20 protein-coding genes are annotated in these 24,883 nt (G+C 76.8%); 6 read left to right on the top strand and 14 right to left on the bottom strand.

Annotation, left to right across the window (positions count from 1 at the left end):
• Nucleotides 1-5: 5 nt before the first annotated feature.
• Together MN205_RS04935 and MN205_RS04930 are read right to left on the bottom strand one after the other, a co-directional pair.
• Entirely contained in the window at nt 6-1,337 is a 1,332-nt protein-coding gene (locus MN205_RS04935) for a multidrug effflux MFS transporter (protein ID WP_242124886.1), read from the bottom strand.
• Between the two features lie 159 nt (nt 1,338-1,496).
• Nucleotides 1,497-2,744 carry an MFS transporter gene (locus tag MN205_RS04930; protein WP_242124884.1) on the bottom strand — a complete coding sequence of 416 codons (1,248 nt, stop codon included), beginning with the start codon at nt 2,742-2,744 and terminating at the stop codon, nt 1,497-1,499.
• A 184-nt stretch (nt 2,745-2,928) separates the two neighbouring features.
• On the opposite strand from MN205_RS04930, the gene MN205_RS04925 reads away from it, so the two are divergent.
• Complete coding sequence (locus tag MN205_RS04925; protein ID WP_242124881.1) at nt 2,929-3,507, top strand: TerD family protein; 579 nt, start codon at nt 2,929-2,931, stop codon at nt 3,505-3,507.
• A 24-nt stretch (nt 3,508-3,531) separates the two neighbouring features.
• Here MN205_RS04925 and MN205_RS04920 read toward each other — a convergent pair whose 3' ends face one another.
• The 6 genes from MN205_RS04920 to MN205_RS04895 form a co-directional block, all read right to left on the bottom strand.
• Nucleotides 3,532-3,699, bottom strand: coding sequence for a hypothetical protein (locus tag MN205_RS04920; protein ID WP_242124879.1), 168 nt, complete (start codon nt 3,697-3,699; stop codon nt 3,532-3,534).
• Nucleotides 3,700-3,810: 111 nt separating this feature from the next.
• Nucleotides 3,811-4,611, bottom strand: coding sequence for a thymidylate synthase (locus MN205_RS04915; RefSeq protein WP_242124878.1), 801 nt, complete (start codon nt 4,609-4,611; stop codon nt 3,811-3,813).
• Nucleotides 4,612-4,620: 9 nt separating this feature from the next.
• Nucleotides 4,621-7,053, bottom strand: a complete 2,433-nt coding sequence (locus tag MN205_RS04910; protein WP_242124876.1) for an EAL domain-containing protein — start codon at nt 7,051-7,053, stop codon at nt 4,621-4,623.
• 106 nt (nt 7,054-7,159) lie between these two features.
• Nucleotides 7,160-8,089 carry a hypothetical protein gene (locus MN205_RS04905; protein WP_242124874.1) on the bottom strand — a complete coding sequence of 310 codons (930 nt, stop codon included), beginning with the start codon at nt 8,087-8,089 and terminating at the stop codon, nt 7,160-7,162.
• Between the two features lie 19 nt (nt 8,090-8,108).
• On the bottom strand, nt 8,109-9,599 hold the full coding sequence (locus MN205_RS04900; protein ID WP_242124872.1) for a diguanylate cyclase: 1,491 nt from the start codon (nt 9,597-9,599) through the stop codon (nt 8,109-8,111).
• Complete coding sequence (locus tag MN205_RS04895) at nt 9,596-10,684, bottom strand: spore photoproduct lyase family protein (RefSeq protein ID WP_242124870.1); 1,089 nt, start codon at nt 10,682-10,684, stop codon at nt 9,596-9,598. Before MN205_RS04895 ends, MN205_RS04900 begins: the two co-directional genes overlap by 4 nt.
• A 188-nt stretch (nt 10,685-10,872) precedes the next feature.
• Here MN205_RS04895 and MN205_RS04890 point away from each other — a divergent pair, with 188 nt between their 5' ends.
• Nucleotides 10,873-11,637, top strand: a complete 765-nt coding sequence (locus MN205_RS04890) for a hypothetical protein (RefSeq protein WP_242124868.1) — start codon at nt 10,873-10,875, stop codon at nt 11,635-11,637.
• Between the two features lie 36 nt (nt 11,638-11,673).
• Nucleotides 11,674-12,126, top strand: a complete 453-nt coding sequence (locus tag MN205_RS04885; protein ID WP_242124866.1) for a hypothetical protein — start codon at nt 11,674-11,676, stop codon at nt 12,124-12,126.
• On the opposite strand, the gene MN205_RS04880 is transcribed toward MN205_RS04885, so the two are convergent.
• Nucleotides 12,048-14,132, bottom strand: a complete 2,085-nt coding sequence (locus MN205_RS04880; RefSeq protein ID WP_242124864.1) for a SpoIIE family protein phosphatase — start codon at nt 14,130-14,132, stop codon at nt 12,048-12,050. The two genes, MN205_RS04885 and MN205_RS04880, sit on opposite strands and share 79 nt — an antisense overlap.
• Nucleotides 14,133-14,279: 147 nt before the next feature.
• Here MN205_RS04880 and MN205_RS04875 point away from each other — a divergent pair, with 147 nt between their 5' ends.
• Entirely contained in the window at nt 14,280-15,362 is a 1,083-nt protein-coding gene (locus MN205_RS04875; RefSeq protein WP_242124862.1) for an LLM class flavin-dependent oxidoreductase, read from the top strand.
• 99 nt (nt 15,363-15,461) lie between these two features.
• On the opposite strand, the gene MN205_RS04870 is transcribed toward MN205_RS04875, so the two are convergent.
• The 4 genes from MN205_RS04870 to MN205_RS04855 form a co-directional block, all read right to left on the bottom strand.
• Nucleotides 15,462-15,821, bottom strand: a complete 360-nt coding sequence (locus tag MN205_RS04870) for a DUF3618 domain-containing protein (RefSeq protein ID WP_242124860.1) — start codon at nt 15,819-15,821, stop codon at nt 15,462-15,464.
• Nucleotides 15,818-16,339, bottom strand: a complete 522-nt coding sequence (locus MN205_RS04865) for a phage holin family protein (RefSeq protein WP_242124857.1) — start codon at nt 16,337-16,339, stop codon at nt 15,818-15,820. Before MN205_RS04865 ends, MN205_RS04870 begins: the two co-directional genes overlap by 4 nt.
• Before the next feature lie 64 nt (nt 16,340-16,403).
• Nucleotides 16,404-18,038 carry an L-glutamate gamma-semialdehyde dehydrogenase gene (gene pruA / locus MN205_RS04860; protein ID WP_242124854.1) on the bottom strand — a complete coding sequence of 545 codons (1,635 nt, stop codon included), beginning with the start codon at nt 18,036-18,038 and terminating at the stop codon, nt 16,404-16,406.
• A 39-nt stretch (nt 18,039-18,077) separates the two neighbouring features.
• Complete coding sequence (locus tag MN205_RS04855; protein WP_242124852.1) at nt 18,078-18,998, bottom strand: proline dehydrogenase family protein; 921 nt, start codon at nt 18,996-18,998, stop codon at nt 18,078-18,080.
• A 102-nt stretch (nt 18,999-19,100) separates the two neighbouring features.
• Between MN205_RS04855 and MN205_RS21170 the strand changes: the two genes are divergently transcribed.
• Complete coding sequence (locus MN205_RS21170) at nt 19,101-20,243, top strand: CdaR family transcriptional regulator (protein ID WP_242739406.1); 1,143 nt, start codon at nt 19,101-19,103, stop codon at nt 20,241-20,243.
• Nucleotides 20,244-20,295: 52 nt separating this feature from the next.
• Here MN205_RS21170 and MN205_RS04845 read toward each other — a convergent pair whose 3' ends face one another.
• Nucleotides 20,296-22,833, bottom strand: a complete 2,538-nt coding sequence (locus MN205_RS04845) for a SpoIIE family protein phosphatase (protein WP_242124850.1) — start codon at nt 22,831-22,833, stop codon at nt 20,296-20,298.
• A gap of 202 nt (nt 22,834-23,035) precedes the next feature.
• Between MN205_RS04845 and MN205_RS04840 the strand changes: the two genes are divergently transcribed.
• Nucleotides 23,036-24,859, top strand: a complete 1,824-nt coding sequence (locus MN205_RS04840; RefSeq protein WP_242124849.1) for an ABC transporter ATP-binding protein — start codon at nt 23,036-23,038, stop codon at nt 24,857-24,859.
• Nucleotides 24,860-24,883: the final 24 nt, after the last annotated feature.

Here is a 24,883-nt window from a genome sequence, read left to right as displayed (position 1 = left end):
GGAGCCTAGGCCCGGGCCACCTGCGTGCGCCGGTCGGCGGCGGCGACGGCCGTGACGAGGGTGAGGGCGAGCGCGGTGGCGACCGCGACCACGAGGGCCATGGCGCCGGCGTCACCGCCCAGGGCGCCGGTGAGGACGCCGACGAGGCCGCCGACGCCGGACTGCAGGGCCGTGACGAGGGCGGCGGCCGAGCCGGCGCTCGCGCCGTACGGCTCCAGGGCCATCGTCACCGCGTTGGGCATGATCAGGCCGAGGCTCAGCAGCATCAGCCACAGCGGGGCGGCGAACACCACGAGGCTGTCCACGCCGGACAGGACGACGGCACCCAGGACCAGCGAGAGCGTGAACGCGGCGGTGACGCCGACGCGCAGCAGCGCCGGGGAGCCGAAGCGCTGCACCAGGGCGGCGTTGAGCTGGCTGCCGCCGACGAGGGCGGTGCCCATGACGGCGAAGAGCAGGGCGTACTGGCCCTGGCTGAGGCCGAAGCCCTCCTGGAAGACGAACGGGGAGGTCGCCACGTAGCTCATGACCACGGACATCGCCAGACCGGGCACGACGGCCAGGCCCAGGAAGCGGCGGTCGCGCACCAGGGCGCCGTAGCCGGCGAAGGCGCGCAGCACCCGGTCGCCGCGGCGGCGGGCCACCGGCACGGCCGCAGCCGGCTCGGCGGTGCGCTCGCGGGACGCCTGCGCGGGGACGGCACCGGCGCGGCCGGCGGCCAGCTCCGGGCGGGTCTCCGGCAGCCGGCGCCACACCGCGAGCATCACCAGCAGGCCGGCGACCGACAGCAGCGCCAGCACGGGGCGCCAGCCGGTGTGCGCGGCGATGGCGCCGCCGACCGTGGGGGCGAAGAGGGGGGCGACGCCGATGACGAGCACCAGCCGCGACATCAGCCGTGCGGCGCGCGGGCCGGTGAAGAGGTCGCGGATGATCGCCATGCCGACGACCGCACCGGCCGCGGCACCCGCGCCGGACAGGAACCGGAACGCCACCAGGGCGGTCAGGTTCGGCGCGACCGCGCACAGCAGGCACGCCACGACGTAGACGCTGAAGCCGACCAGGGCGGGCCGGCGGCGGCCGTAGGCGTCGCTGAGCGGGCCGCTGACCAGCTGCCCGAGGGCGGAGCCGACGAGCACGCAGGTGATGGTCAGCTGGGTGCTGGCGTCCGTCACGCCGAGGTCGCGGGCGACCTCCGGCAGGGACGGCAGGTAGAGGTCGATGGTCACCGCGCCGAGGGCGGCCATGACGCCCAGGAGCAGGATCAGCCCGAACGTCGACGAGCCGCGGGCGGGGGTGGTGTCGGTGGTGGAGGGGGTGGACGTGGGCAGCGCGGTCATCGCGGGAGCGGTCCTCGGGAGCCTGGACGAGTGGTGCGCCGCGCGACGTCGGGCGGAGCGGGACGGGGCGGGTCGCTCACCGTCACCACCCAGCGTAGGGCGGGCGGCGCCGGGAGTCTCCCCGGTTGTGCGCCGGTGCTGAACCGGATCAGCGGGGCGTCACCGGCCGACCGGCGAGCCGGATCCGGCCGCCTCGCGGCGCGGGGTCGGCACGCCCACCGCGGCGCGCCGGGCGGAGCGGGCGGCCAGCAGCAGCGAGGCGGCACCGAGCAGCGCGACGAGGGCGGCGTACCCCTCGGCGACGGTGCGCAGCCCCACGAGCGGGGTGAGCAGGCCGCCGACGACCGACGGCACGCCGAAGGCCAGGTAGCACATGACGTAGACGGCGGCGAGGACGCCGGCGCGCTCGGCCGCGGGAGCGGTGGCGACGACAGCGCGCAAGCCCCCCTGGAAGGCGGCGCCGAAACCGACGCCGGAGACCACGGAGGCGACGAAGAACAGCGGCGTGGACGCCAGCTGCAGCGCCACGACCAGCAGGGCCGGTCCCACGAGGAAGGCGGCGGAGCCGACGACGGCCACCCGGCGCGGCGGCAGGTTCCGGGTCAGGACGCCCACGAGGGCGCCGGTGCCGGTGAGGCTGGCGACGACGAGGCCGCCGACGAGGTGGTCGGTGCGACCGAGCACGCCCGCGGCGACGGAGGGGCCCAGGCCGATGAACAGCCCGCCGAGGGCCCAGCTGCCGGTCAGGGCCGGGGCCAGGGCCACCAGGACCGGGCGGGTGGCGGCGGGCACCCGCACGGACGGCACGAGGGAGGCGCGGGCGCCCGGCGTGCGCGGGGAGGTCTCCGGGGCGGCCAGCAGCAGGGCGGCGCAGGCGACGAGCAGGACGGCGAGCACCGCGTAGACGAGGCGGGCCGGTGCGGGCGCGTACTGCACGAGCAGGCCGGCGCCCAGGCCGCCGACCATGAGCCCGACCGGCGGGGCGGCGCCGTTGAGGGTCTGCGCGAGGGTGGTGCGGGAGCCGCCGAGGTCGAGCAGCCACGCGCCGAGCGCGCCGATGGCGGCGCCGGTGCCGACGCCCTGCAGGGCGCGCGCGGCGATCAGCCAGCCGGCCGACCCGGCGAGCAGGAACCCGGCCAGCGCCACCAGCACGCCGGCGAGCCCGGCCAGCACCACGGTGCGCCGGCCCAGGTGGTCCGAGAGGGAGCCGACCGTCAGCAGCGCCAGCAGCAGGGTGCCGGCGTAGACGGCGAAGACGACCGTGACGGTCGTGGCGCTCAGGCCCCACTCCTGCTGGTAGACGGGGAAGACGGGTGAGGGCGCGGAGGACGCCGACACCAGCAGGGCGAGGGTGGCGGCGACCAGCCAGAAGGCGGCGCGCTCGGGCAGGCGGCGGGTGGGGGGCACGGGACTCCTCGGTCTGGGGCTGTGGGGAGGACCGGGGACCGTTCGCCGGCACCGTCCCGAACCCGTTGCTCGGGGACCTTGTTCCCGGGCGGGCCCACCGGGTGCCGCCCGGCCCGCGCCGGTAGCGTCGGGCGGACCGGACGCCGCAGGGACGCCGCAGGGACCACGAGCGAGGAGGACCGGCATGGGCGTGACGCTGGCCAAGGGCGGCAACGTGTCGCTGACGAAGGTGGCGCCGAACCTCACCGAGGCCGCCGTCGGCCTCGGCTGGGACGTGCGCACCACCACCGGCGTCGACTTCGACCTCGACGCCAGCGCGCTGCTGCTCGGCGCCGGCGGCAAGGTGCTTTCCGACGCCCACTTCGTCTTCTACAACCAGCTCGCCAGCCCCGACGGGGCCGTGCGGCACGCCGGCGACAACCGCACCGGCGAGGGCGAGGGCGACGACGAGGTCGTCGAGGTCGACCTGCTGTCCGTGCCGCCGCAGTGCGAGCGCATCGTCTTCGCGGTGTCCATCCACGAGGCGGAGGCGCGACGGCAGAGCTTCGGGCAGGTCCACGGCGCCTTCATCCGGCTCGTGGACCGCGCCACCGGTGAGGAGGTCGTGCGCTTCGACCTGTCCGAGGACGCCTCCACCGAGACCGCCATGGTGTTCGGCGAGGTGTACCGGCGCGGCGAGGAGTGGAAGTTCCGCGCCGTCGGTCAGGGCTACGCCAGCGGCCTGCGCGGCATCGCGCAGGACTTCGGCGTCGACGTGGACTGAGGCACGTGGACCGAGCGAGGCCGGTCAGCGCCGGCGGGCGGGGCGCTCGCCGAGCACGTCGGGCAGCTCGATGCCCAGGCCGGCGCGCGGCTCCCCGGCGGAGGGGCGCGCACCCGGCCGGGACCGCGCCACGGTGCGGCCCACCAGGGCGGCGACCAGCAGGATGACGACGAGGGACACCACCAGCGTCATCGCGACCTCCTCGCGGTCGGGCCCCGGGTGAGGGGGCCGGTGTCCCACGGTCGCACGGCGCGACGCCGCGCGCGAGGGGCCCGCGGCCCGACCGGCGCCCCGGGCGGCTCCTCAGACGGCGACCGGCGCCTTGATGGCGGGGTGGTGCACGTAGCCGTCGAGCTCGAAGTCCTCGAACTCGTGCTCCAGCAGCGGCGCCCGCCGCACCCGCAACCGCGGGAACGGGTGCGGCTCGCGGCTCAGCTGCTCGGCGACCTGCTCGACGTGGTTGTCGTAGACGTGCACGTCACCGCCCGTCCAGACGAAGTCACCCACCGCCAGGCCCACCTCGTCCGCCACCAGGTGCGTCAGCAGCGCGTACGAGGCGATGTTGAACGGCACGCCGAGGAAGAGGTCCGCGGAGCGCTGGTACAGCTGGCAGGACAGCTTCCCGTCGGCGACGTGGAACTGGAACAGCGCGTGGCACGGGGCCAGCGCCATCTTCTCCAGCTCGGCCACGTTCCACGCCGAGACCACCATGCGGCGCGAGTCCGGGTCGGTGCGCAGCGTGTGCAGCACCTGCGCGATCTGGTCCACGTGCCGGCCGTCCGGGGTGGGCCAGGAACGCCACTGCACCCCGTAGACCGGGCCCAGGTCGCCGTCCGCGTCCGCCCACTCGTCCCAGATGCTCACGCCGCGCTCCTGCAGCCAGCGCACGTTGGAGTCCCCGCGCAGGAACCACAGCAGCTCCAGCGCCACCGACTTGAAGTGCACGCGCTTGGTGGTGACCAGCGGGAAGCCGGCGGAGAGGTCGTAGCGCAGCTGGGCGCCGAACCAGGAGCGGGTGCCGGTGCCGGTGCGGTCCGCCTTCGGCGTGCCGTCCGCCACCACGTGCCGCAGCAGGTCCTCGTACTGGGTGTCGACGCGAGCCACGGGGGAACTCTAGGCGCGCTCGGGCGTCGCGGGGTGCAGGCGGTGGCGGTCGCCCCCGCGGTCACCCCCGCGTCCGCCCTCGCGGTCGTCCCCGCGCTCGTCCCCGCGGTCCTCGCCCGTCCGGCCGCGGACCGCGAGGACCCGCTCCGAGCGCTCCGCGGGGGCCGGCCGCCCGAACAGGTACCCCTGAACCAGGTCGCAGTCCAGCACCCGCAGCACGTCGTGCTGGTGGGCGTGCTCGACGCCCTCGGCGACGACCGACAGGCCCAGCGCGTGCCCCACCGCCACGATCGCGTCGACGATGCGCACGTCGCCGGGACCCTCCCCCAGGCGGGCGGTGAACGAGCGGTCGATCTTGACGACGTCCACCGGCAGGGTCCGCAGCGCCGACAGGCTGGAGTAGCCGGTGCCGAAGTCGTCCACCGCCACCCGCACGCCCAGGCGGCGCAGCCGGCCCAGGATCGAGCAGGCCGCCGCCTCGTCCACCATGAGGGCCGACTCGGTGATCTCCAGGCCCAGCGCGGTGGCGGGCAGGCCCGCCTCGGCCAGGACGGCGACGACGGTGTCGGCGAACCCCTCGTCGCCGAGCTGGTGCGGGGAGACGTTCACCCACACCCGCAGGTCCCGCGCCGAGGGGTGCTCGGCGCGCCAGCGTGCCATCTGGCCGCAGGCGGACGCGAGCACCCACCGGCCCAGCTCGCCGATGAGCTCCTCGCCCTCGGCGACGGGGATGAACTCCGACGGCGGCACCGGGCCCACCCCCGGCCGCGTCCAGCGCAGCAGCGCCTCGAACCCGGCCAACCGGCCGGAGACGGTCTCCACCTCCGGCTGGTAGTGCACCTCGAACTGGCCGGTGCCCACCGCGTCGCGCAGGGCCAGCGACAGCCCCCGCCGGGCCGCCGCGCGCTGCCGCAGCTCCGCGTCGTACACCCGCACCCGGGACCGGCCCGCCCGCTTGGCGACGTGCATCGCCTCGTCCGCGTCCCCCAGCAGCACGTCGGGGTCGCCCGTCCCGCTGAGCGCCGTGGTGGTCAGGCCGGTGCTGGCGCTCAGGTGCACGACGTGGCCGGGCACGTGCACCGGCAGGGTGAAGCACGCCCCCACCCGCTCCGCCGCCTCCAGGGCGGCGCCCCGGTCGACGTGCGGCAGGACGACGGTGAACGCGTCCCCCGCGAAGCGGCAGGCGAGGTCCCGCGGGCCCAGCACCGAGCGCAGCGCACCGGCCGCCGCGCGCAGGTAGCCGTCGCCGGCAGCGTGCCCCAGGGAGTCGTTGACCAGCTTGAAGCGGTCCACGTCGGACAGCACCACCGCGTGCACCGCACCGGGTGCGGTCGGCTCGGCCAGCACGCGCCGGGCGCGCTCGAGGAACGCGGTGCGGTTCAGCAGGCCCGTCACCGTGTCGCGGGTGGCCAGCCGGTTCAGCTCCCGGGCCGCGCGGTCGCGCTCGATCACCACCCGGGTCAGGTCCCGCAGGGCCGGGACCACGCCGTCCACCGGCACGGCCCCCGGGCGGCGGCGGTACAGCGCGAACGTGCCCAGGGCGGTGCCGTCCTCCCCCAGCACCGGCAGGGACGTGCACGCCGCCAGGCCGTGCTCGGCGGCCAGCCCCCGGTGCTCGGCCCACTCGGCGGCGGTGGCGATGTCCCCGGAGACGACCGGCTCCCGCCGGAACAGCGCGGTGCCGCAGGAGCCGACGCCCTCGGCGACGGGCATCCCGTCCACGGCGGCCCGGTAGGCGGCCGGCAGGCTCGGGCCGGCGCCGTCGCGCATCGTGGTGCCGTCCTCGCCGAGCAGCAGCACCGCGCACATGACGTCCGGTCCCACCAGCGCCTCGACGTGCCGGGCCAGCCGCTCCAGCACCGCCGGCAGCCGGTGCCCGGCGACGATCGCCTCCAGCACGTCCCGCTGAGCCTCCAGCAGGCGGGCGTCGCGCTCGTGGGCGCCCGCCCGGCGGCGCAGGGCCAGCAGCGCGCGCACCAGGTGCGCCTGGCTGCGCAGCACCTCCCGGTCCGCCGCGGTGAACCGCCGAAGGTGCCGGTCGGCCACCGACAGCGCCCCCAGCACGAAGCCGTCCTCGTCGACCAGGGGCACGCCCAGGTACGAGCGCACCGCGCCGCGCGCCGCGAAGGGGTGGTGCCGGAAGACCGGGTGACCGCGGGCGTCGGCCACGTTCAGGGGTGCTCCCGCGGCGACCACGTGGGCTCCCGGGGACAGCTCGTCGGGCACCTCGGCGCCCGACGTGCGCAGGCCCCGCTCGGCGGGGAACCACTGCCGGCCGGGCCGGACCAGCTCCAGGGCCGCCACCGGCGCCGCCAGCACCCCGGCGACGTGGTCCACCACGCCCTGCAGGTCGGCGTCGCGCACCCCGAGGAGCCCGCAGGCGTCCACGGCCCCCAGGCGGGCGGGGTCGGCGACCGCCGCTCGCAGGAGCTCCCCCCTCACGACCGCGGCACCGGGTGCGTGCGCGGGTGGGGTGCGTGGAGCGGCAAGGGGCATCCCCGGTTGCTCAGCGCCGTCGGTCGCACACGCCCAGTATGGGCGTGACGGCTCAGGCCGCGAGGTGGTCGTCGAAACCGACGTCGTCGGGCGCCTCACCACGCACCACGGCCGCCAACCGCGCCAGCCACGCCGCGCCGGCCTCGTCGTTCACCGCGCGCGCCGGCAGCAGCACCGGGTACGGGCGGTCCAGGACGCCGTCCGCGGGGCGCACGTCGACGTGCGCGACGTCGTGGCCCAGCTCGTGCAGCCGGTCCGCCATCGCGTAGTCGGTGCGCGAGTCGCCCGCCGTGCGCCAGGCGCGCGGCAGCGGCCCGTCCGCCGCCAGCAGCCGCAGGGCCGTGTCCGCGCCGCGGTCCTTGCCCAGCAGCACCGACTCCACGTCCGTGGAGATGATCGTGGGGTCCACCCGCCAGCCCACCCGGCCGGCGGCGTCCGGGCTGCGCTCGCCGCGGTGCTCCACGCCCATGCCCAGGCCCGTCATGAGCTCCACCGCGGCGGCGTCGAAGCGCTCCTGCGCGGCGAGGTAGTCGGCGCTGGGCACCTCCACGCGCTGCTCGATCGAGACCATCGCGTGCTTGCCGGGGTCCACGAACATCGTGTCCGCGAAGTCGCGGCGCGCCATCGACTCCAGCGCCTCCACCGCCGCCGGCGGCACCGCCAGGTCGGCGTCCACGTGCAGGGGGCCGGCGCCGTCGGCGGTGATCGAGAAGTGCACGGCGCCCTTCTCGCACACCGCGTGCAGCCGCGCCCCCTCCGGCAGACCCTCGGCCAGCAGCGGGCCGACGACGTTCTCGCGCAGGAAGCGGTCCGAGCGGCCCGTGTTGAACACCACCGGCACGCCCGCGGCCAGCAGCTCCAGCAGGCTCCCCAGCAGCCCGGGCGCGCTGACGGTGCGGGTGACGGGGCTGGCCACGGGACCGTCGACGTCCAGGAGCAGACCGAACGGGGGGACGTCGGGGGTGCGGTTCACGTGCCGCATCCTCCCGCACCCGCGGGCGTCAGCCGCAGGCCGGGACCGACCCGCCGCCCGCCCGCTTCGCGCGGTACATCGCCTCGTCCGCCGCGCGGAGCACGCCCGGTACCGCCGCCGCGCCCGATGCCACCGGCGCGACGCCGATGCTGGCGCTGACGCGCGCGTCGAGGCCGTCCACCCGCACCGGCTCGGCGACGACCCGCTCCAGCCGGTGCGCCACGGCCAGCGCGGCCCCGGCGTCCACCGGCCGGCCGGGCTCGCCGCGCAGCAGGACCGCGAACTCGTCCCCACCCAGGCGGGCCACCAGCCCGGGCTCCGGGACCACGGCCCGCAGCCGGGCCGCGACCTGCTGCAGCAGCACGTCGCCCGCGTGGTGGCCCAGGGTGTCGTTGACCTGCTTGAAGCCGTCGAGGTCCACCAGCAGCAGCGCCGCCGGCTCCGCGCCGGCGCACGCACCCTCCAGGGCCTCCAGCAGGGCCCGGCGGTTCGGCAGGCCCGTCAGGTGGTCGGTGTGCGCCAGCTCGGTGACCTCCGCCAGGCGCGCCCGCTCCGCCTGCCGCATCCGGGCGCTGTCCACCACGAGCGCACCCTCCAGCGCCAGCTGGCGCGCCAGCTCGCGCTCGCGCGCCGTCCAGCGCCGCCCGGGGGCCACGTCGCCGCACACCGCCATCCCCACCGGCCCGCCCGCCGACAGCAGCGGCATCGCCGCGTACGAGCGCAGGCCCAGCAGCTCCACGAAGCCGCCGGAGCGGCGCGGGTCGCGGGCGGCGTCCTCGGACAGCACCGGCCCGCCCTCGCGCTCCGCGCGCCGCCACACCGGCGACTCGGCCGCCGGGCGGCCCACCAGGCAGCGCTGCAGCAGCTCCGCCACCCCCTCGGGCACCCCCACGCCGTCCACGGCGCGGATGACCCCCTCGCCGTCGGTGACGTGCACCGCGGCGAACTCCGTGCCGAACACGTCGGCGGTCACCCGCGCCAGCAGCAGGGCCGCCTCCTCCACGTCGCCGGCGCGCGAGCCCTCCTCGAACAGCCGGCGCACCGCCGCGGCCGCCGCCGCGTCGAAGGCGCGCTCGCGGCGCAGCACCTCCGTCCCCAGGACCACGGCGACGTGGTGCGCCACGGCCGCCACGACGTCCGGGCGCGGCGGCGGGCCGTCCCCGGCGGCCAGGGCCAGCTCGCCCAGGTCCTCCCCGCACAGCCGCAGCCGTACGCGCGTCGCCCCCGAACCCGCGGGCGCGCCGACGCTCGTACCTCCGCGGCCACGCTCCTCGAGCGATCGAGCGGTGGCGCCCGAGACGACCCCCACCGGCGCCAGGCGGTCCACCACCGCGCCGAGGACGCCGTCGAGCGTGACGGGCCCGGCGGTCAGCGCCGGCAGCTCGGCGAGCAGCGCGTCCTGCGCGGCGCCGGGGGTGGTCTCCACCCCCCGGTACTCGGCACGCCGGGCGCGCAGCTCGAGGGCCCCGCCCGACCGGGCGGACCCGCGCAGCGCGCGCGGGGCCGGGACGGCGATCACGTCCAGTACAGGTACCGGGCCGCGGGCAGCTCGCGGGCCAGCACCTGCTCGAACCACGAGCGCAGCTCGCGCGTCGTCGCGGCGTCGTAGACGAACTTCACGGCGCCGAAGCGCCCGTGCTTGCGCACGCGGGTGGACTCCTCCAGGTCCAGCTTCGTGCGCGGGTACCAGCCCAGCTGGACCTCCTTGCTGCGCGGGGTGAAGCGGTGGGTGATGCACTCGACGGTGAGGTCGAGGCCGGGCACGCCCGCCAGCTCCGCGGCCGCGTCGGCCAGCAGCCGCCCGTACGCCTCGCGCCAGTCGTCGACCGGCACGATCGGGGCGATCGTCAGACCCACGGGGTAGCCGGCGCGGGCGAGGCGCCCCAGGGCGTGCAGGCGCGCCGGCACGCGCGCCGTGCCGCCCTCGAACCGCTCCACCCCCGGCACGTTCACGGACGCCCGCACGCGGGTGCGCCCGCCGTGCGGCAGGTCCAGCAGACCGTCGACGTCGTCGTACTTCGTCGTCAGGCGCAGCTGGACGGGCCCGCCGAAGTCGTGGGTGCCGAAGTGCGCGATCGTCGCGGACAGGGAACCGGTGACGTGCTCGACGGCGAGCGGGTCGGTGTAGCAGGACGCCTCGAAGGTGGTGCCCTCGTGGCCGCGCGCGGCGGTGCCGGAGGTGACCGTGCCGGTGCCGACGACGTCGTCCAGGCCGGCGAGGATCCGCGGCAGGTCCGCGTACGCGCGGGTGATCGGCGGGCCCGACAGGGACCCGGCGAGGTAGCAGTACTGGCAGTGGCCGGGGCAGCCCTCGGCGATCGGGAAGGCGAAGTCCGCGCTCGGCGGGATGGGCGAGGGGCGGCGCTTGGAGGCGGGGCTGGTGACGACGGCGAGGGTGCGCTTCGCGGCGGCGTAGGTGGCGCGCTCGTCGGCGCCGCGCAGGCTCGGCAGGCGGTCGCCGCTCAGCAGCCGCACGTCCTCGACGCCGGCTGCGGCGAGGCGGTCCAGGATCGCGCGGCCGTGCGGCTCGGCCTGCGCGGAGGCGGTGACGTAGGCGGTGGTGGGGGTCCACGGGCGGGGACGGGTGAGCTGCTCGCTCTGCACGTCCTGTTCAACGCCGGTGACGCTGTGGACCCTCCCGCGGGGCGCGTGGGCCTCACCACAACCGCTCCCCTCCCCCACCGTGATCTTGCGGGGTTGAGTGCTCAACCGCGCAAGGTCACGGTGGGGTCGTCGAGAGGGGCGGGGTGGGTGCGGGTGCGGGGTGCGGGCGGGGGTCCCAGGATGGCGGCGTGGACGAGACGCTGCGCCGGACCAGTCCCGCACCGGACGGCACGCCGCCCCGCCCGCCCGCCGGGACACCCGGGCCGGACGCCGGCCACCGCGTGCCGGAGGCGGGTGCCCCCGTCCCCGACGTGCCCGGCGCCGTCCCCGACAGCCCCGCCCTGCGCACCGCGTTCCGCCTCGCCGCCTCGCTGCGCCGCGGCAAGGCCGTGCACACGCGCGGGGCGGTCGTCGCCGGCGAGGTCGTCCGGCACGGGCTGACCGACCCCGTCGGGGTCCCGTGGGTCGACGAGCCCGGCACCGACCGGGCAGTGGTGCGACTCTCCCGCGCCGCGGGGGTGCCGCGTCCGCTGCCCGACGTCCTCGGCCTGGCCGTGCGCGTGAGCGGCCCCGACGGGGAACCGCGCGACCTGCTGCTGTCCACCACGTTCGACACCGGCGCGGGCCGCCGGCTGCTGCGGCCCGCGCTCGACCACCGCTCCGGCACCCACAGCAGCGTCGCGGCGTTCCGCACCCCCACCGGCCCCCTGCTCGCCGGCGCGCGCTGGCGCGACGGGGCGTACACGCTGGCCGTCGCCGCCCCGCGCGGGCCGTGGCGGCCGTTCGCGCGGCTGCACCTGCACCAGGACCCGGCCACCGCGCCCGACCGCACGATCACCTTCGACCCCGGCCGCTACCCCGTGCCCGGCCTGGAGATGCCCGCCGGGTGGCTGCGGCTGCGGGAGCCCGCCTACGCCGGCTCGCGTGCCGGGCGCTCCCGGCACGACCGCTAGGGACCACCCGCCGACGACCACCACGAGGGGGCCCGCGTGCCGACCACCAGCACCGCCCGACGCGCCTGGCACCTGTACCGGGCCTGGCGGAACCTGCCGGCCACGCTCGTCGCCGTGGGGTGGGCGCGGGCGCACGGGGTGCGCCCCGTCCTCGGCGCGGACCTGCTGGTGGAGTGCGCGCCCATGCCGCCGCGCACCTACGGGCGCGGCGGCACCACCGTCGGCAACGCCTGGCTGCACGGCGGGCTGGGCGGTGAGCGGCGCCGCCGGCACGAGTCCCGGCACGCCGACCAGTACGCGCTGCTGGGGACCGTGCCGTTCCTGGCCCTGTACGGGCTGAACGCGCTGGTCACCCGCAACGACCCGCGGCTGAACGTGTTCGAGCGGTGGGCGGGCCTGGCCGACGGCGGCTACGCGCCGGCGCGGGGGGCGACCCCCGGTTCCGGGCGCACCCGCACCGCCAGGACGGCGACGTCGTCCTCGGCGTGACCGGCGACCTCCGCCAGCACCGCGTCGCAGATGCCGTCCGGGCCCAGGTCCGCGAAGCGGGCGGCGGTGGCCGCCAGCCAGTCCACTCCGTCGTCGATGGAGGCGCCGCGGCGCTCCACGAGGCCGTCGGTGTACAGCAGCACCGTGGCGCCGGGAACCATGCCGTGGACGTGGTCGGCGCGCTGGAAGCCCGCGTCCATACCCAGCAGCAGGTCCGGGTCGGTGCGCAGCACCTCCACCCGCCCGTCGGGGGTGAGGACCACCGGCGGCGGGTGCCCGGCGTTGGACCAGCGCAGCCGCCACGCGCGGGCGCCCTCCACCGGTTCCACGGTGGCCAGCACGCCGGTGGCCAGCGCCCCCACGCCCAGGTCGCGCATGGCGCGGTCCAGCGCGGACAGCGCCGAGGCGGGCGAGACCTCCAGGGAGTAGCCGATGCCGCGCAGCAGGTTGCGCACCTGGCCCATCGCGGCGGCGGCGTCCTGGTCGTGACCGGTGACGTCGCCGATGACGAGGCACGCGGTGCCGGAGGCGGTGAGGAAGGCGTCGTGCCAGTCGCCGCCGACCTGGGCGTGCTCGGCCGCCGGCAGGTACCGCACCGCGATCTCCAGGTGCTCCGGCTGCGGCGCCGACGTCAGCAGGCTGCGCTGGAGCGTCTCGGCCAGCGAGCGCACCGCGTCGGCGGCCTCCCGCTCGGCGCGCCGGGCCCGCACCCGGTCCACGGCCTGCGCGGCGGAGGCGGCCAGCGCGGTGAGCAGGTCGCGGTCCTCCGGGCGCAGCTCGCGCGGGCGGCGCCAGGACAGGCTCAGGACACCGACGGTGCGGTCGGTCAGCCGCAGCGGCCAGGCGGCCGTCCCGGCGGCGGCGTCGACGACCGGCACGCCGCGCAGTGCCGCCGGCAGGGCCGCCGCGGCCGGGTCGGCGGTGTCGCCGAGGACGTCGAGGCGGCCGGTGCCGCTCTCGTCGGGCTCCAGCAGGCCCAGCACGATGCCGTCCGCGCCGAGCAGGGCCGCCGCGCCCCGGCCCAGCACGCGCAGCACGTCGACCTCGGCGTCCACGTCGGGCAGCGCCTGCGCGACGGCGACGAGGCCACCGAGGCGCTGCGCCTGCCACGCCTGGAGGTCCGCGCGCCGGCGCTCGGCCTCGTAGGAGGCGGCCGCGGACAGCCCGTCGCCGACGGTGGCGGCGACCAGGCGCAGGAAGTCGCGGTAGCTGGCGTCGGGGGCGATGCGCGGGCTCAGGCGCGCGGCGAGGACCCCGGGCGAGCCGCCGCCGAGGGCGGCGGGGATCGGCGCCCACGCCAGCGGGCCGGCGCCGCCGTCCTCGCGCACGAGCACCCGGCGGGGGCGCAGCGGCTCGGGCGCGGGCGGCAGCACGTGCTCGTGGCGCCCGCCCGCCGCGCCCGGCAGGTGCAGGTCCACCTCGGGCAGGTCCAGCGGGGCGGTGCGCAGGACGTCGAGGGCGCGGGCGGCGACCTCGGCCGGGGAGTCCAGGTCGGTGGCGAGGTCGCCCAGGAGGGTGAGCAGCTCGAGGCGGCGGTGGTCCTGCACCTGCCCGGTGGTCTCCACCGCGATGTCCATGACGCCCTCGACGGCGCCGGTCTCGCCGAGCAGCGGCGAGTAGGAGAACGTGAAGTACGACTCCTCCAGGAAGCCCCTGCGGTGCAGCGGCAGGTAGAGGTCCACCGACCAGGTGGCCTCGCCGGCGAGCGCCTTGTCGAAGAGGGGGCGCAGCTCGTCCCAGGCCTCGGGGAACACCTCGCGCACCGGGCGGCCCAGCGCGCCGGGGTGCTTGCCCTCGACCATGTCGGCGTAGGGCTGGTTGTAGAGCATCACCAGCTGCGGGCCCCAGCAGACGAGGGCGGGGAAGCGGGTGCCCAGGGCCAGCTCGAGGGCCTGGCGCAGCGGGCGCGGCCAGCCCGCGGGGTCGCCGACGGGGGTGGCGGTCCAGTCGACCGCCTCGTAGGCCTCGCGGAGGCCGCTGGCCTCGGCGAACGGCAACCTCTTCACGGAGGCTGAACCTAGTCGAGACCCCAGACGGCGGGCACACCGCCGGAAGCCGGGAAGACGCAGCAGCCACAGATCGTTGAACGCGCAACGAGGTGCCGTCCGGCACCCGCGACGAGGCGCCCGACGGGCGCCGGGGAGGGGACCAGGGTGGAGATCGGCATCAGCGCCTTCGCGGAGACCACGCCCGACAGCACCGGGACCACGATCAGCCACGCGGAGCGGCTGCGCGAGGTCGTCGAGGAGATCGAGCTGGCGGACCAGGTCGGCCTGGACGTCTACGGCCTCGGCGAGCACCACCGGCCCGACTACGCCGCCTCCGCACCCGCCGTCGCGCTCGCCGCGGCCGCTTCCCGCACCTCCCGCATCCGGCTCTCCAGCGCCGTCACCGTCCTGTCCTCCGACGACCCGGTGCGCGTCTTCCAGCAGTTCGCCACCCTCGACGGCCTCTCCGGCGGGCGGGCGGAGGTCCTCGCCGGGCGAGGTTCCTTCATCGAGTCCTTCCCGCTGTTCGGGTACGACCTCGACGACTACGACGAGCTGTTCACGGAGAAGCTGGACCTGCTCCTGACGATCCGGCGCGACCCCGCGCACGTCGTCTGGCCCGGCGGCCGGCACCGCGCCGGGATCGACGGCCTCGGCGTGTACCCGCTGCCCGTGCAGCAGCCGCTGCCCGTGTGGATCGGGGTGGGCGGCAACCCCGCCTCCGTCGTGCGCGCCGGGACGCTGGGCCTGCCCCTGGCGGTCGCCATCATCGGCGGCGAGCCCGCGCAGTTCCGCCCCCTGGTGGACCTCTACCGCGAGGCCGCCCGCCGCGCCGGCCACGACCCGGCGACGCTCCCGGTGGCGACCCACTCGCACGGCTTCGTCGCCGACACCTCGCAGCGGGCCGTCGACGTCCACTTCGAGCCGTACCGGTACGCGATGGACGCCATCGGCCGCGAGCGCGGCTGGCGGCCCTTCAGCCGCACCGGCTACGAGGCGGCCCGCAGCCGCCGCGGGGCGCTGCTCGTCGGCTCGGCGCAGGAGGTCGCGGAGAAGGTCCTGCTGCAGCGCGAGCAGCTGGGGATCGACCGGTTCATGCTGCACCTGAGCGCGGGGACGGTGCCGCACCGCGAGGTGATGCGCGCGATCGAGCTGCTGGGCACCGAGGTCGCCCCGGTCGTGCGCGCCGAGGCGGGCGGCACGGTGCCCGCCTCACCCCTGTCGGCCGCCCCGTCCCCCACCGCCTGACCCCGCACGCGCAGGACCCGCCGTGATCTCGCGCTGCCGAGCTCTCGACAGCGCAGGGCCACGGCGGGTTCCGGCACCCGCGAGGGGGAGGGAACGGGGTCAGCGGCGCCCGCGGCGCACGACCAGCCAGACCGTCAGCGCCACGGCCACCACGACGGCACCCGCCAGCGCGCCACCCTGCGCCTTCGGGCTGCCCGGGGCGCTGTCGCTGGCGCCGTGCACGGAGGACACGGCGCGGTCCTTCACGCCCGTCACCTTGTGCTGCGCCTGCGCCTTCACGTCGTCGACCTTGTGCTGGGCCTGCGCCTTGAGGTCGTCGACCTTGTGCTGCGCCTGCGCCTTCACGTCCGCCTTCGCGGCCAGCGCGTCGGCGGTCTCCGCCAGTCGCTCCCGCGTCCGCACGATGTCGCGCTCGAGCGCCTCGCGGTCGGCGGGCGGGGTGGGCTGAGTGCTGCTCATCGCTTGAAACCCTCCTTGACGGCGTCGATGTCCTTCTTCACACCGTCCACCGCCGCCTGCGGCACGGGCGGGGTCGCCTGCTGGACCTCCTTCTTGCCCACCAGGGCGGCCACGGCGGCCACCGCCAGCAGCACCACGGCCACGATGAGCGCCGACAGCCACACGTCCAGGACGAGCGCCAGCGCCGCGATGGCGGTGGTCACCAGTGCGGCGATCCCGAAGAACGCCAGCAGTCCCGCGACGGAGAAGGCACCCAGGCCCTTCCCGGCCTTCTTGCCCTTCTCCGTCAGGTCCATCTTCGCCAGCTGCACCTCGTCGCGCACGAGGTGCGACACCTGCTGCGTCAGGTCGCTGACGAGCTGACCGACGGACTCCCCCGCCGGGGCGGCGGACACCACGGGGCCGGGGCCGGGCACGGGCGCGGCGGCGGGCTCGGCGCCGGCCGAAGCGGCGCGTGAGCCGGTGCGGTGGACGACCGACAGGTCGTCCGTGCGCGTGGAGCTCCTGTCGTGGCTCATGGTCGTTCACTACCCGCCGCGGGCCCCGGCGAAACGACGGGCGATCACCGGGGCCGCGGGGGTGTCAGCGCATGTGCGGGTACACGTGCGTGGTCGGCGCCACGAACGTCTCCTTCACGGCGCGCGGGCTGGTCCACCGCTGCAGGTTCAGGATCGAGCCGGCCTTGTCGTTGGTGCCCGAGCCGCGCGAGCCGCCGAACGGCTGCTGGCCCACGACGGCGCCCGTGGGCTTGTCGTTGACGTAGAAGTTCCCGGCCGCGAAGCGCAGGGCGTCCTGCGCCTGCCGCACCGCGACGCGGTCGTCCGCGATGACGGCACCGGTCAGGCCGTACTGCGAGCCGGAGTCCACCAGGCGCAGGACGTCCTCCCACGCGCCCGGGCGGGAGTCGTCGTAGACGTGCACGGCGAGGATCGGGCCGAAGTACTCGGTGGAGAACAGCTCGTCGGCCGGGTCCTCGCCCAGCAGGACCGTCGGCCGCACGAAGTACCCCTCGGAGTCGTCGTACGTGCCGCCCGCGGCGACCTCGACACCGGCGGTGGCCCTCGCGCGGTCGATCGCGGCGGCGTTCTTCGCGAACGAGCGGGCGTCGATGACGGCACCGCCGAAGTTCGACAGGTCGGTGACGTCGCCGTAGGTCAGCGAGTCCACCCGGGCCAGGAACCCGGACCCCATCCGCTCCCACACCGAGCGCGGCACGAACGCCCGCGAGGCCGCCGAGCACTTCTGGCCCTGGTACTCGAACGCGCCCAGCAGCATCGCGGTGGCGAGCACCTCCGGGTCGGCCGACGGGTGCGCCACCACGAAGTCCTTGCCGCCGGTCTCCCCCACCAGGCGCGGGTAGGTGCGGTAACCCGCGATGTTCTCCCCCACCGTGCGCCACAGGTGCTGGAAGGTGGCGGTGGAACCGGTGAAGTGGATGCCGGCCAGGCGGGGGTCGGCGAGCGCCACGTCGGAGACGGCGCGCCCGTCGCCGCCGACGAGGTTCACCACGCCGGGCGGCAGGCCCGCCGCCTCCAGCAGCCGCATCGTCCAGTGCGCCGACAGCATCTGCGTCGGGCTGGGCTTCCACACCACGGTGTTGCCCATCAGCGCCGGGGCGGTGGGCAGGTTGCCGGCGATGGCGGTGAAGTTGAACGGGGTGACCGCGTAGACGAAACCCTCCAGCGGGCGGTGGTCCAGGCGGTTCCACACCCCCGGCGAGGACACCGGCTGCTCGGCGATGAGGCGGCGGCCAAACGCGACGTTGAACCGCCAGAAGTCCACCAGCTCGCAGGGCGCGTCGATCTCCGCCTGCTGCGCGGTCTTCGACTGGCCCAGCATCGTGGCGGCGGCGAGCTTCTCCCGCCACGGGCCGGCCAGCAGGTCCGCGGCGCGCAGGAACACCGCGGCGCGGTCCTCGTAGTCCATCGCCGCCCACTGCGGCCCGGCGGCCACGGCGGCCTCCACGGCGGCGCTCGCGTCCTGGTGCGTGGCGGCGGCGAACGTGCCGAGCACGCTCGCGTGCCGGTGCGGCTGCACGACGTCGATGCGCTCACCGCCGCCGGGCGACTGCACGCCGCCGATGGTCTGGGTGATCTCGACGGGGTTCGCGGCCTGCTCGGCGAGCTGGTCGGTGAGCAGCTTGCGCTCGGTGCTGCCGGGCGCGTAGCCGTGCACCGGCTCGTTGCGGGGGGCGGGGACCTCGGTCACGGACTGCACGACGACCTCCGGGTCGGGTTCTGGGGTTCTGGGGGTTTCTCAGGCGTGGGCGAGGGAGCGCGCGAAGAACGCGAGGTTGGCGGGGCGCTCGGCCAGGCGGCGGGAGAAGTACGCGTACCAGTCGGTGCCGAACGGCACGTAGGTGCGCACCACGTGCCCGGCCGCGGCCAGGCGGCGCTGCTCGTCGGTGCGGATGCCGTAGAGCATCTGGAACTCCGCCGCCCCGGGGGCGCGTCCGGCCAGCAGCTCCTCGGCGATGCGCACGACGCGCAGGTCGTGGGTGGCGACCATCGGGTACGCGCCGCCGTCCAGCAGGGTGCGCAGGCAGCGCACGTAGGCGCGGTCCACGTCCTTCTTCGCGGGGTGGGCGACCTCGGCGGGTTCGGCGTAGGCGCCCTTGACCAGCCGCACCCGCGACCCGGGGTGCGCCAGGTCGGCGGCGTCGCCGGGGGTGCGCCGCAGCATGGACTGCAGCACGCAGCCGGTGCGGGGGAAGTCGGCGCGCAGCGCGCGCAGCGTCTCCAGGGTGGCGTCGACGCGCGTGTGGTCCTCCATGTCGAGGGTGACGTCCACGCCGTGCGCGTGGGCGTGCTCGACGAGGGCGCGGGCGCGCTCGGTGGCGCGCGCCGGGCCGTCCGGGAGGAGGCCCTGCCCGAGGGCGGACAGCTTCACCGACACCTCGTTGCCGTCGGCCAGGCCGGCGTCGGCGAGCCGGGTGACCAGGTCGCGGTAGGAGGCGACGGTCTCGTCGGCCTGCTCGGGGCGGGTGGTGTCCTCGCCGAGGACGTCGAGGGTGGTGCGCACGCCGTCGGCGGCGAGGGCGCGGACCGCGCGCAGCGCGGCGTCGGCGTCTTCCCCGGCGACGAAGCGCTGCACGACGGGGCGGCTGAGGCCGCTCCCGGTCACGAGGGAGCGCACGCGCGGCGAGCCCGCCACGCCGAGGACCACTTGTCCGAACACCCTGACGACGCTAAGCCCGCAAGGGCGCCGGGGCCAGGGACGAGTGGATGAAGATGCCCGGAGCTCGTCATCCAGGTGGATGACGGGTGGCAGGGTGAGGACGTGAGCACCCCCTCCGCCCCGGGTCTGCAGGACCTCGTCGACACCGTCGCCGACCTCACCGGCGCCCCCACCACGCTGGAGGACCGGGACCTGCACCTCGTGGCCGCCTCCGGCCACGACGACGTCGTCGACGAGGTGCGCCGCAGCTCGATCCTGCGCCGGCGCTCGGACGCCGCGGTGCAGGAGGCGTTCGCCGCGTTCGGCATCGCCCGCGCCCGCGGGCCGCTGCGGGTGCCCGCCGACCCCGCGGCCGGCCGGCTGGCCCGCTGGTGCGTGCCGGTGCGCTGGCGCGGGGTGACGTACGGGTACCTGTGGTTGCTGGATCCCGGCGGCCACGTCGAGGAGCACCGGCTGGCGCAGCTGCACGACGTCGTCGACGCCGTCGCCGCCACGCTGGCCACCCGTTCACGCACCGCCGACCGCACCGCCTGGGCCGTCGGGGAGCTGCTGTCGCCGGACGCCGCAGCGCGCGGCCGCGCCACCGAGGAGCTGGCGCGCGAGGCCGTCCTGCCGGCCGGGGAGCTGCGCGTGGTGGCCCTGGCCCCCACCGGCGGGGAGGCCGCCGGGCCCGTCAACGCCTGGCTGCTGCCGCGCGCCGTGGTGGTGGCGCCCGTGGGCTCGCGGGCGGCGCTGCTCGTGCCGGGGGCGCTGCCGGCCGCGGACGTCGCCGCCCGGGCCGCCGGCGCCCTGCTGGCGCAGCACCCCGCGGGCGTGGCGGCCGGGGTGTCCGGGCCCGTCACGGCGGCCGGTGCGCACACCGGGTGGCGGCAGGCGCAGGCCGCGCTGCGGGCCGCGCTGACGGCGCTGCCGCACGGGGCGGCGGCGGTGCGCGGGTGGGAGGAGCTGGGCACGCTGCGGCTGCTGGCGCTGGCCGAGGCGGGCGACCTGGCGGCCGTGGCGGTGGACGAGCGGGCGCGGCGGCTGCTGGCCGGCGACCCGGAGCTGGTGCGCACCGCGCGCACCTACCTGGACCTGGCGGGGTCGGCGCAGCGCACCGCGGCGGCCCTGGCCGTGCACCGCCAGACGCTGTACCACCGGCTGCGGAGGGTGCGGGAGGTCAGCGGGTACGACCTGGACGACGGCGCGGACCGCCTGGCGCTGCACCTGGCGCTGACCCTGGCCGACCTGGCCCGGCCCGCCTGACCCGCCCCCCCCCCGCGGTGAGGGAAGGAGGGTGGCGGGTGGGGGTGGAGGGTCAGCGGCCGGGGAGGGGGAGGTCGTCGGGGACGCGGTGCGGACCGGCGACCTCGGGGCGCGGGCCGTCCTGGGGGTGCAGGCGCACCGCCACCAGCGCCACGTCGTCCTCCGGCTCCGGCGGCAACAACCGGTCCAGGATCCCGTCGCACAGGTCGTCCAGGCGCGCGCCCGCCAGCTCCGCCACGACCTCGCGCAGCAGATCCAGCCCCTCGTCGATGTCCTGCCCGCGCCGCTCCACCAGGCCGTCGGTGAACAGCAGCACCGTCGAGCCGCGCTCCAGCTCCACCTGCTCGTCCCGGCGCGACAGGTGCGGGGCGATGCCCAGCAGCAGGTCCGGCTCCTCGCCGTCCAGGTCAGAGACGGTGCCGTCGCGGCGCAGCAGCACCGGCGGCGGGTGGCCCGCGTTCGACCAGCGCAGCCGCGTGACCCCCCGCGCCCGCTCGTCCGCGGTCTGCTCCAGTCGCGCCACCACGGCCGTCGCGGTCGTCGCCACGGCCAGCCCGCGCATCGCCGCGTCCAGCGTGGCCAGCACCGCGGCCGGCGAGCCGCCGCTGGAGTAGGCGATGCCGCGCAGCAGGTTGCGCACCTGGCTCATCGCGGCGGCGGCGTCCACGTCGTGGCCCATGACGTCGCCGATGACCAGGACCGTGTCGCCGTCCGGCTGCAGGAACGAGTCGTACCAGTCGCCGCCCACCTGCACCGCGCGCGCCGCGGGCCGGTAGCGCACCCGCACCTCCAGGTGGTCCGGTTCGACGGGGGCGCTGAGCAGGCTGCGCTGCAGCCCCTCCGCGACGTGCTGCTGGCGCGCGTACAGCGAGGCGTTGTCCAGGGCGAGCCCCGCCCGGTCGGCGACCTGCACCGCCGTCGCCAGGTCGTCCGCGGACAGGGGCCCGTCCTCGGCGGAGCGGAACAGCGACATCATGCCCAGCAGGCGTCCCCGCGCTCGCAGGGGCATCACGTACGCCGATTCCGGCGCCAGCTGCAGGAGCAGTTCGCGCGCCTCGTCCGACAGCACGCTCGACAGCCGCTCGGCCGCGCGCGACTCGATGACGACGGCGCCCTGGCGCGCCTGCGAGCGCCGCAGCGGCGCCTCGGCGGCCAGGCCCGCCTGGCGCACCCGCCGGTAGCGGTCGGTGAGCTCGCGCAGGTCGGGGTCGGCGTGCCAGGAGCCGATGTCGCGCAGCGCGCCGCTGTCGTCGACGAGGGTGACCACGGCCCACCGGGCCAGGGCGGGCACGACGTGGCGGGCCAGGCGCGCCACGGCCGCGTCGGCGTCGAGGGTGGCGACGAGGTCGGCGCTGACGGTGGCGAGCAGCTCCAGGCGGCGCGCGGTGCGCTCCGCCTCCTCCTGCGCGGCCCGGCGGGCGCTGACGTCGAGGAAGTACACGGACAGCCCGTCGGGGTCGGGCCAGGCGCGCACCTCGAACCAGGCCTGCAGCGGGGCGAAGTGCGCCTCGAACATCACCGGCTCGCCGGTGGCCACCGCGTGCCGGAACCGCTCCTCGAACACGGTCCCGGTGACCTCGGGGAACAGCTCCCACGCGTCGCCGTCGAGCAGCTCCTCGCGCGGGCGCTGCAGCAGCCGCTCGGCCTCGGCGTTGACGTGGCTGAAGCGCCAGTCGCGGTCCAGGGAGTAGAACGCCGAGGGCATCGACTCCAGCAGCCGGGAGACGCGGGCGTCGCCGCGCTTCTCCGCGGTGGTGTCGTAGGCGGCGCCGACCAGGCGCAGGGCGCGGCCGGCCTCGTCGCGCAGCACCTCGCCGCGGGCCTTGACCCACCGGGTGGTGCCGGAGGGGAGCAGGACGCGGTACTCCGCCTGGAAGGCGGCGGGGCCCTCCACCGCGGCGGTGACGGCCTCGTGCACGCGGGGCAGGTCGTCGGGGTGCACGCGCGCGTCGAAGGCGGCGAGGGTGCCGTCGAACTCCGCGGCGGTGTACCCGAACATCTCGAGCATCCGCTCGTCCCAGGTGACGAGGCCGGTGGCGAGGTCGAGGTCGAAGCTGCCGACCCCGCCCGCGGCGACGCCCAGCCGCCACCGGAGCCGGTCGGCCTCGTGCTGGACCGCCAGCGCCGACAGCTGCAGCTCGCCGACGGCGACGGCGGCGAGGTCGACGAGCAGCTCCACGTCGGTGCGCGACCAGCGCCTCGGCAGGGGGTCGAACACCGCCAGGACCCCGACGACCTGCCCGTCCGTGCCGATCATCGGGACCCCGAGGTAGCAGCCGACGACGCCGGAGACGACGGCGGGCAGCGCGGCCCACCGGGCGTCGGCGCGGGTGTCGGCCACGGCGAGGGCGCCGGCGCCCCGGGCGGTGGCGGTGAGCAGCTCGTCGACGGGGGCGAGCAGCCCGGCGGACGCACCGGCGCCGGTGGGGGCGGCGTCCTCGGTGAGCTCGGTGCGCGCGGAGGACGTGCCCAGGGCCCGGGCGGCCAGCGCGGCCAGGCGCTCCAGGGCCGGGTGGGGGACGCCGGCGGGCGGGCGCGGCGCGAGGGCGGCGGACCCGCCGTCCCCGCCCGTTGCGGGCCTCGCCTGCATGTGGCACAACCTTCGGATCCGCGCCCGGGCCTGCCGGGCGCACCCTGTCGACCGAGGGCTCCGGTCGTCGCGGCACCGACCGAGGTCGTCACCTGCAGTCACAGGATAGGGGCGCACCGCGATGCGGCGCTGCTGTCCGGGGCCGCTCCTACGCTGACGGCACACGCCCCCGTCCCGGGAGCACCGGACGCGAGGAGAGCACGTGCGCGGTGACCCCACCCGTGACCCGTTCCGCCCGGGGAGGGTGGAGCCGCCCTCCGAGCGCCCGCAGCGCGCGGAGGTGGTGCGGGCGCTGCGGCTGTTCCGCCCGCACGCGCGCACGCTGTCGGTGGTGGCCGGCCTCATCGCCCTGTCGGCGCTGGCGGGGGTGGCGTCCCCCTTCCTGCTGCGCGAGATCGTCGACGAGGCGCTGCCGGAGCAGGACCTCGGGCTGCTGGCCGCGCTGGCCGGCGGGCTGGTGGCGATCGCCGCGGTCACGACCGTGCTGGACGTGGTGCAGGGGCTGCTGACCACCCGGGTGGGGCAGGGCGTCATGCACGGGCTGCGCACGTCGCTGTACGCGCACCTGCAGCGCATGTCGCTGGGCTTCTTCGCCCGCACCCGCACCGGCGAGGTGCAGTCGCGCATCGCCAGCGACATCGGCGCCCTGCAGACGGTGGTGACCACCACCGGTGCCGAGCTGGTGCAGAACCTCGCCACGGTGGTCGTGACGGTGGTGGCGATGCTCGCGCTGGACTGGCGGCTGGCGCTGTTCTCCTTCACGGTGCTGCCGCTGGCGGTGCACCTGAACCGGCGGGTGGGGCGGCTGCGCCGGCGGATCACGGCGCAGCGGCAGCGGCAGCTGGCGGAGATGTCCGCGACGGTGGAGGAGACGCTGTCGGTCTCGGGGATCCTGCTGACCCGCACCACGGGCCGCACCCGCGAGGTCGTGGAGCGCTTCACCGCCCAGTCGGACGGGGTGTCCCGCCTGGAGGTCGGCTCGGAGATGGCCGGGCGCTGGCAGTGGTCGCTCATCACGCTGACGATGGCGGCGGTGCCGGCGCTGACGTACCTGCTGGGCGGGTGGCTGCGCGGCACGGGCGCCGCGCTGAGCATCGGGACGCTGGTGGCGCTGGTGACGCTGCAGGCGCAGCTGTTCCGGCCGCTGGCGGCGCTGCTGCGCATCCTGGTGCGGCTGCACGCCTCGATGGCGCTGTTCACGCGCGTGTTCGAGTACCTGGACAGCGTCCCGGAGGTCGCCGAGGCGCCGGGCGCGGTGGAGCTGCCCCGCCCGCGCGGGCGGGTGGAGTTCCGCGACGTGACGTTCCGCTACCCGGGGGCGGACCGGCCCGCGCTGGAGGGGATCGACCTGGTGGTGCCGGCGGGCACGTCGCTGGCGGTGGTGGGGGCCACCGGTTCGGGCAAGACGACCCTGGGGTACCTGCTGGCCCGGCTGTACGACGTGGACTCCGGCGCGGTGCTGATCGACGGGCGGGACGTGCGCGACGTGAGCGCCCGCTCGCTGGCGGAGGCGGTGGGGGTGGTCACGCAGGAGACGTTCCTGCTGCACGCGAGCATCGCGGAGAACCTGCGCTTCGCGGCGCCGGGCGCCTCGGACGAGGACCTGCGCCGGGCGGCGCGCACCGCGCAGGTGGACGCCGTGGTGGACGCGCTGCCCGAGGGGTTCGGCACGGTCGTCGGCGAGCGCGGCTACCGCTTCTCCGGGGGTGAGAAGCAGCGGCTCGCGCTGGCCCGGGCGGTGCTGCGGGACCCGCCGGTGCTGCTGCTGGACGAGGCGACGAGCGCGCTGGACGTGCGCACCGAGCGGGCGATGTCCGCGGCGCTGCGCGAGGTCTCCAGCGGCCGCACCACGATCACGATCGCGCACCGGCTGTCCACGGTGCGCGAGGCGGACCAGATCGTGGTGCTGGAGGGCGGGCGGGTCGCCGAGCGCGGCGGCCACGACGAGCTGCTGGCGCTCGGCGGGCGCTACGCGCAGCTGGTGGCCGCCGACGCGGAGCGCTCGGCGGTGGAGCCGTCGGCGTGAGCGGCGGGCGCGGTGGCCCCGGCC

Source organism: Kineococcus sp. TRM81007, assembly GCF_022669155.1.
Lineage (GTDB): Bacteria > Actinomycetota > Actinomycetes > Actinomycetales > Kineococcaceae > Kineococcus.
The sequence above is the reverse complement of the archived record's forward strand: the minus strand, read 5'-3'. Positions and strand labels throughout refer to the sequence as shown.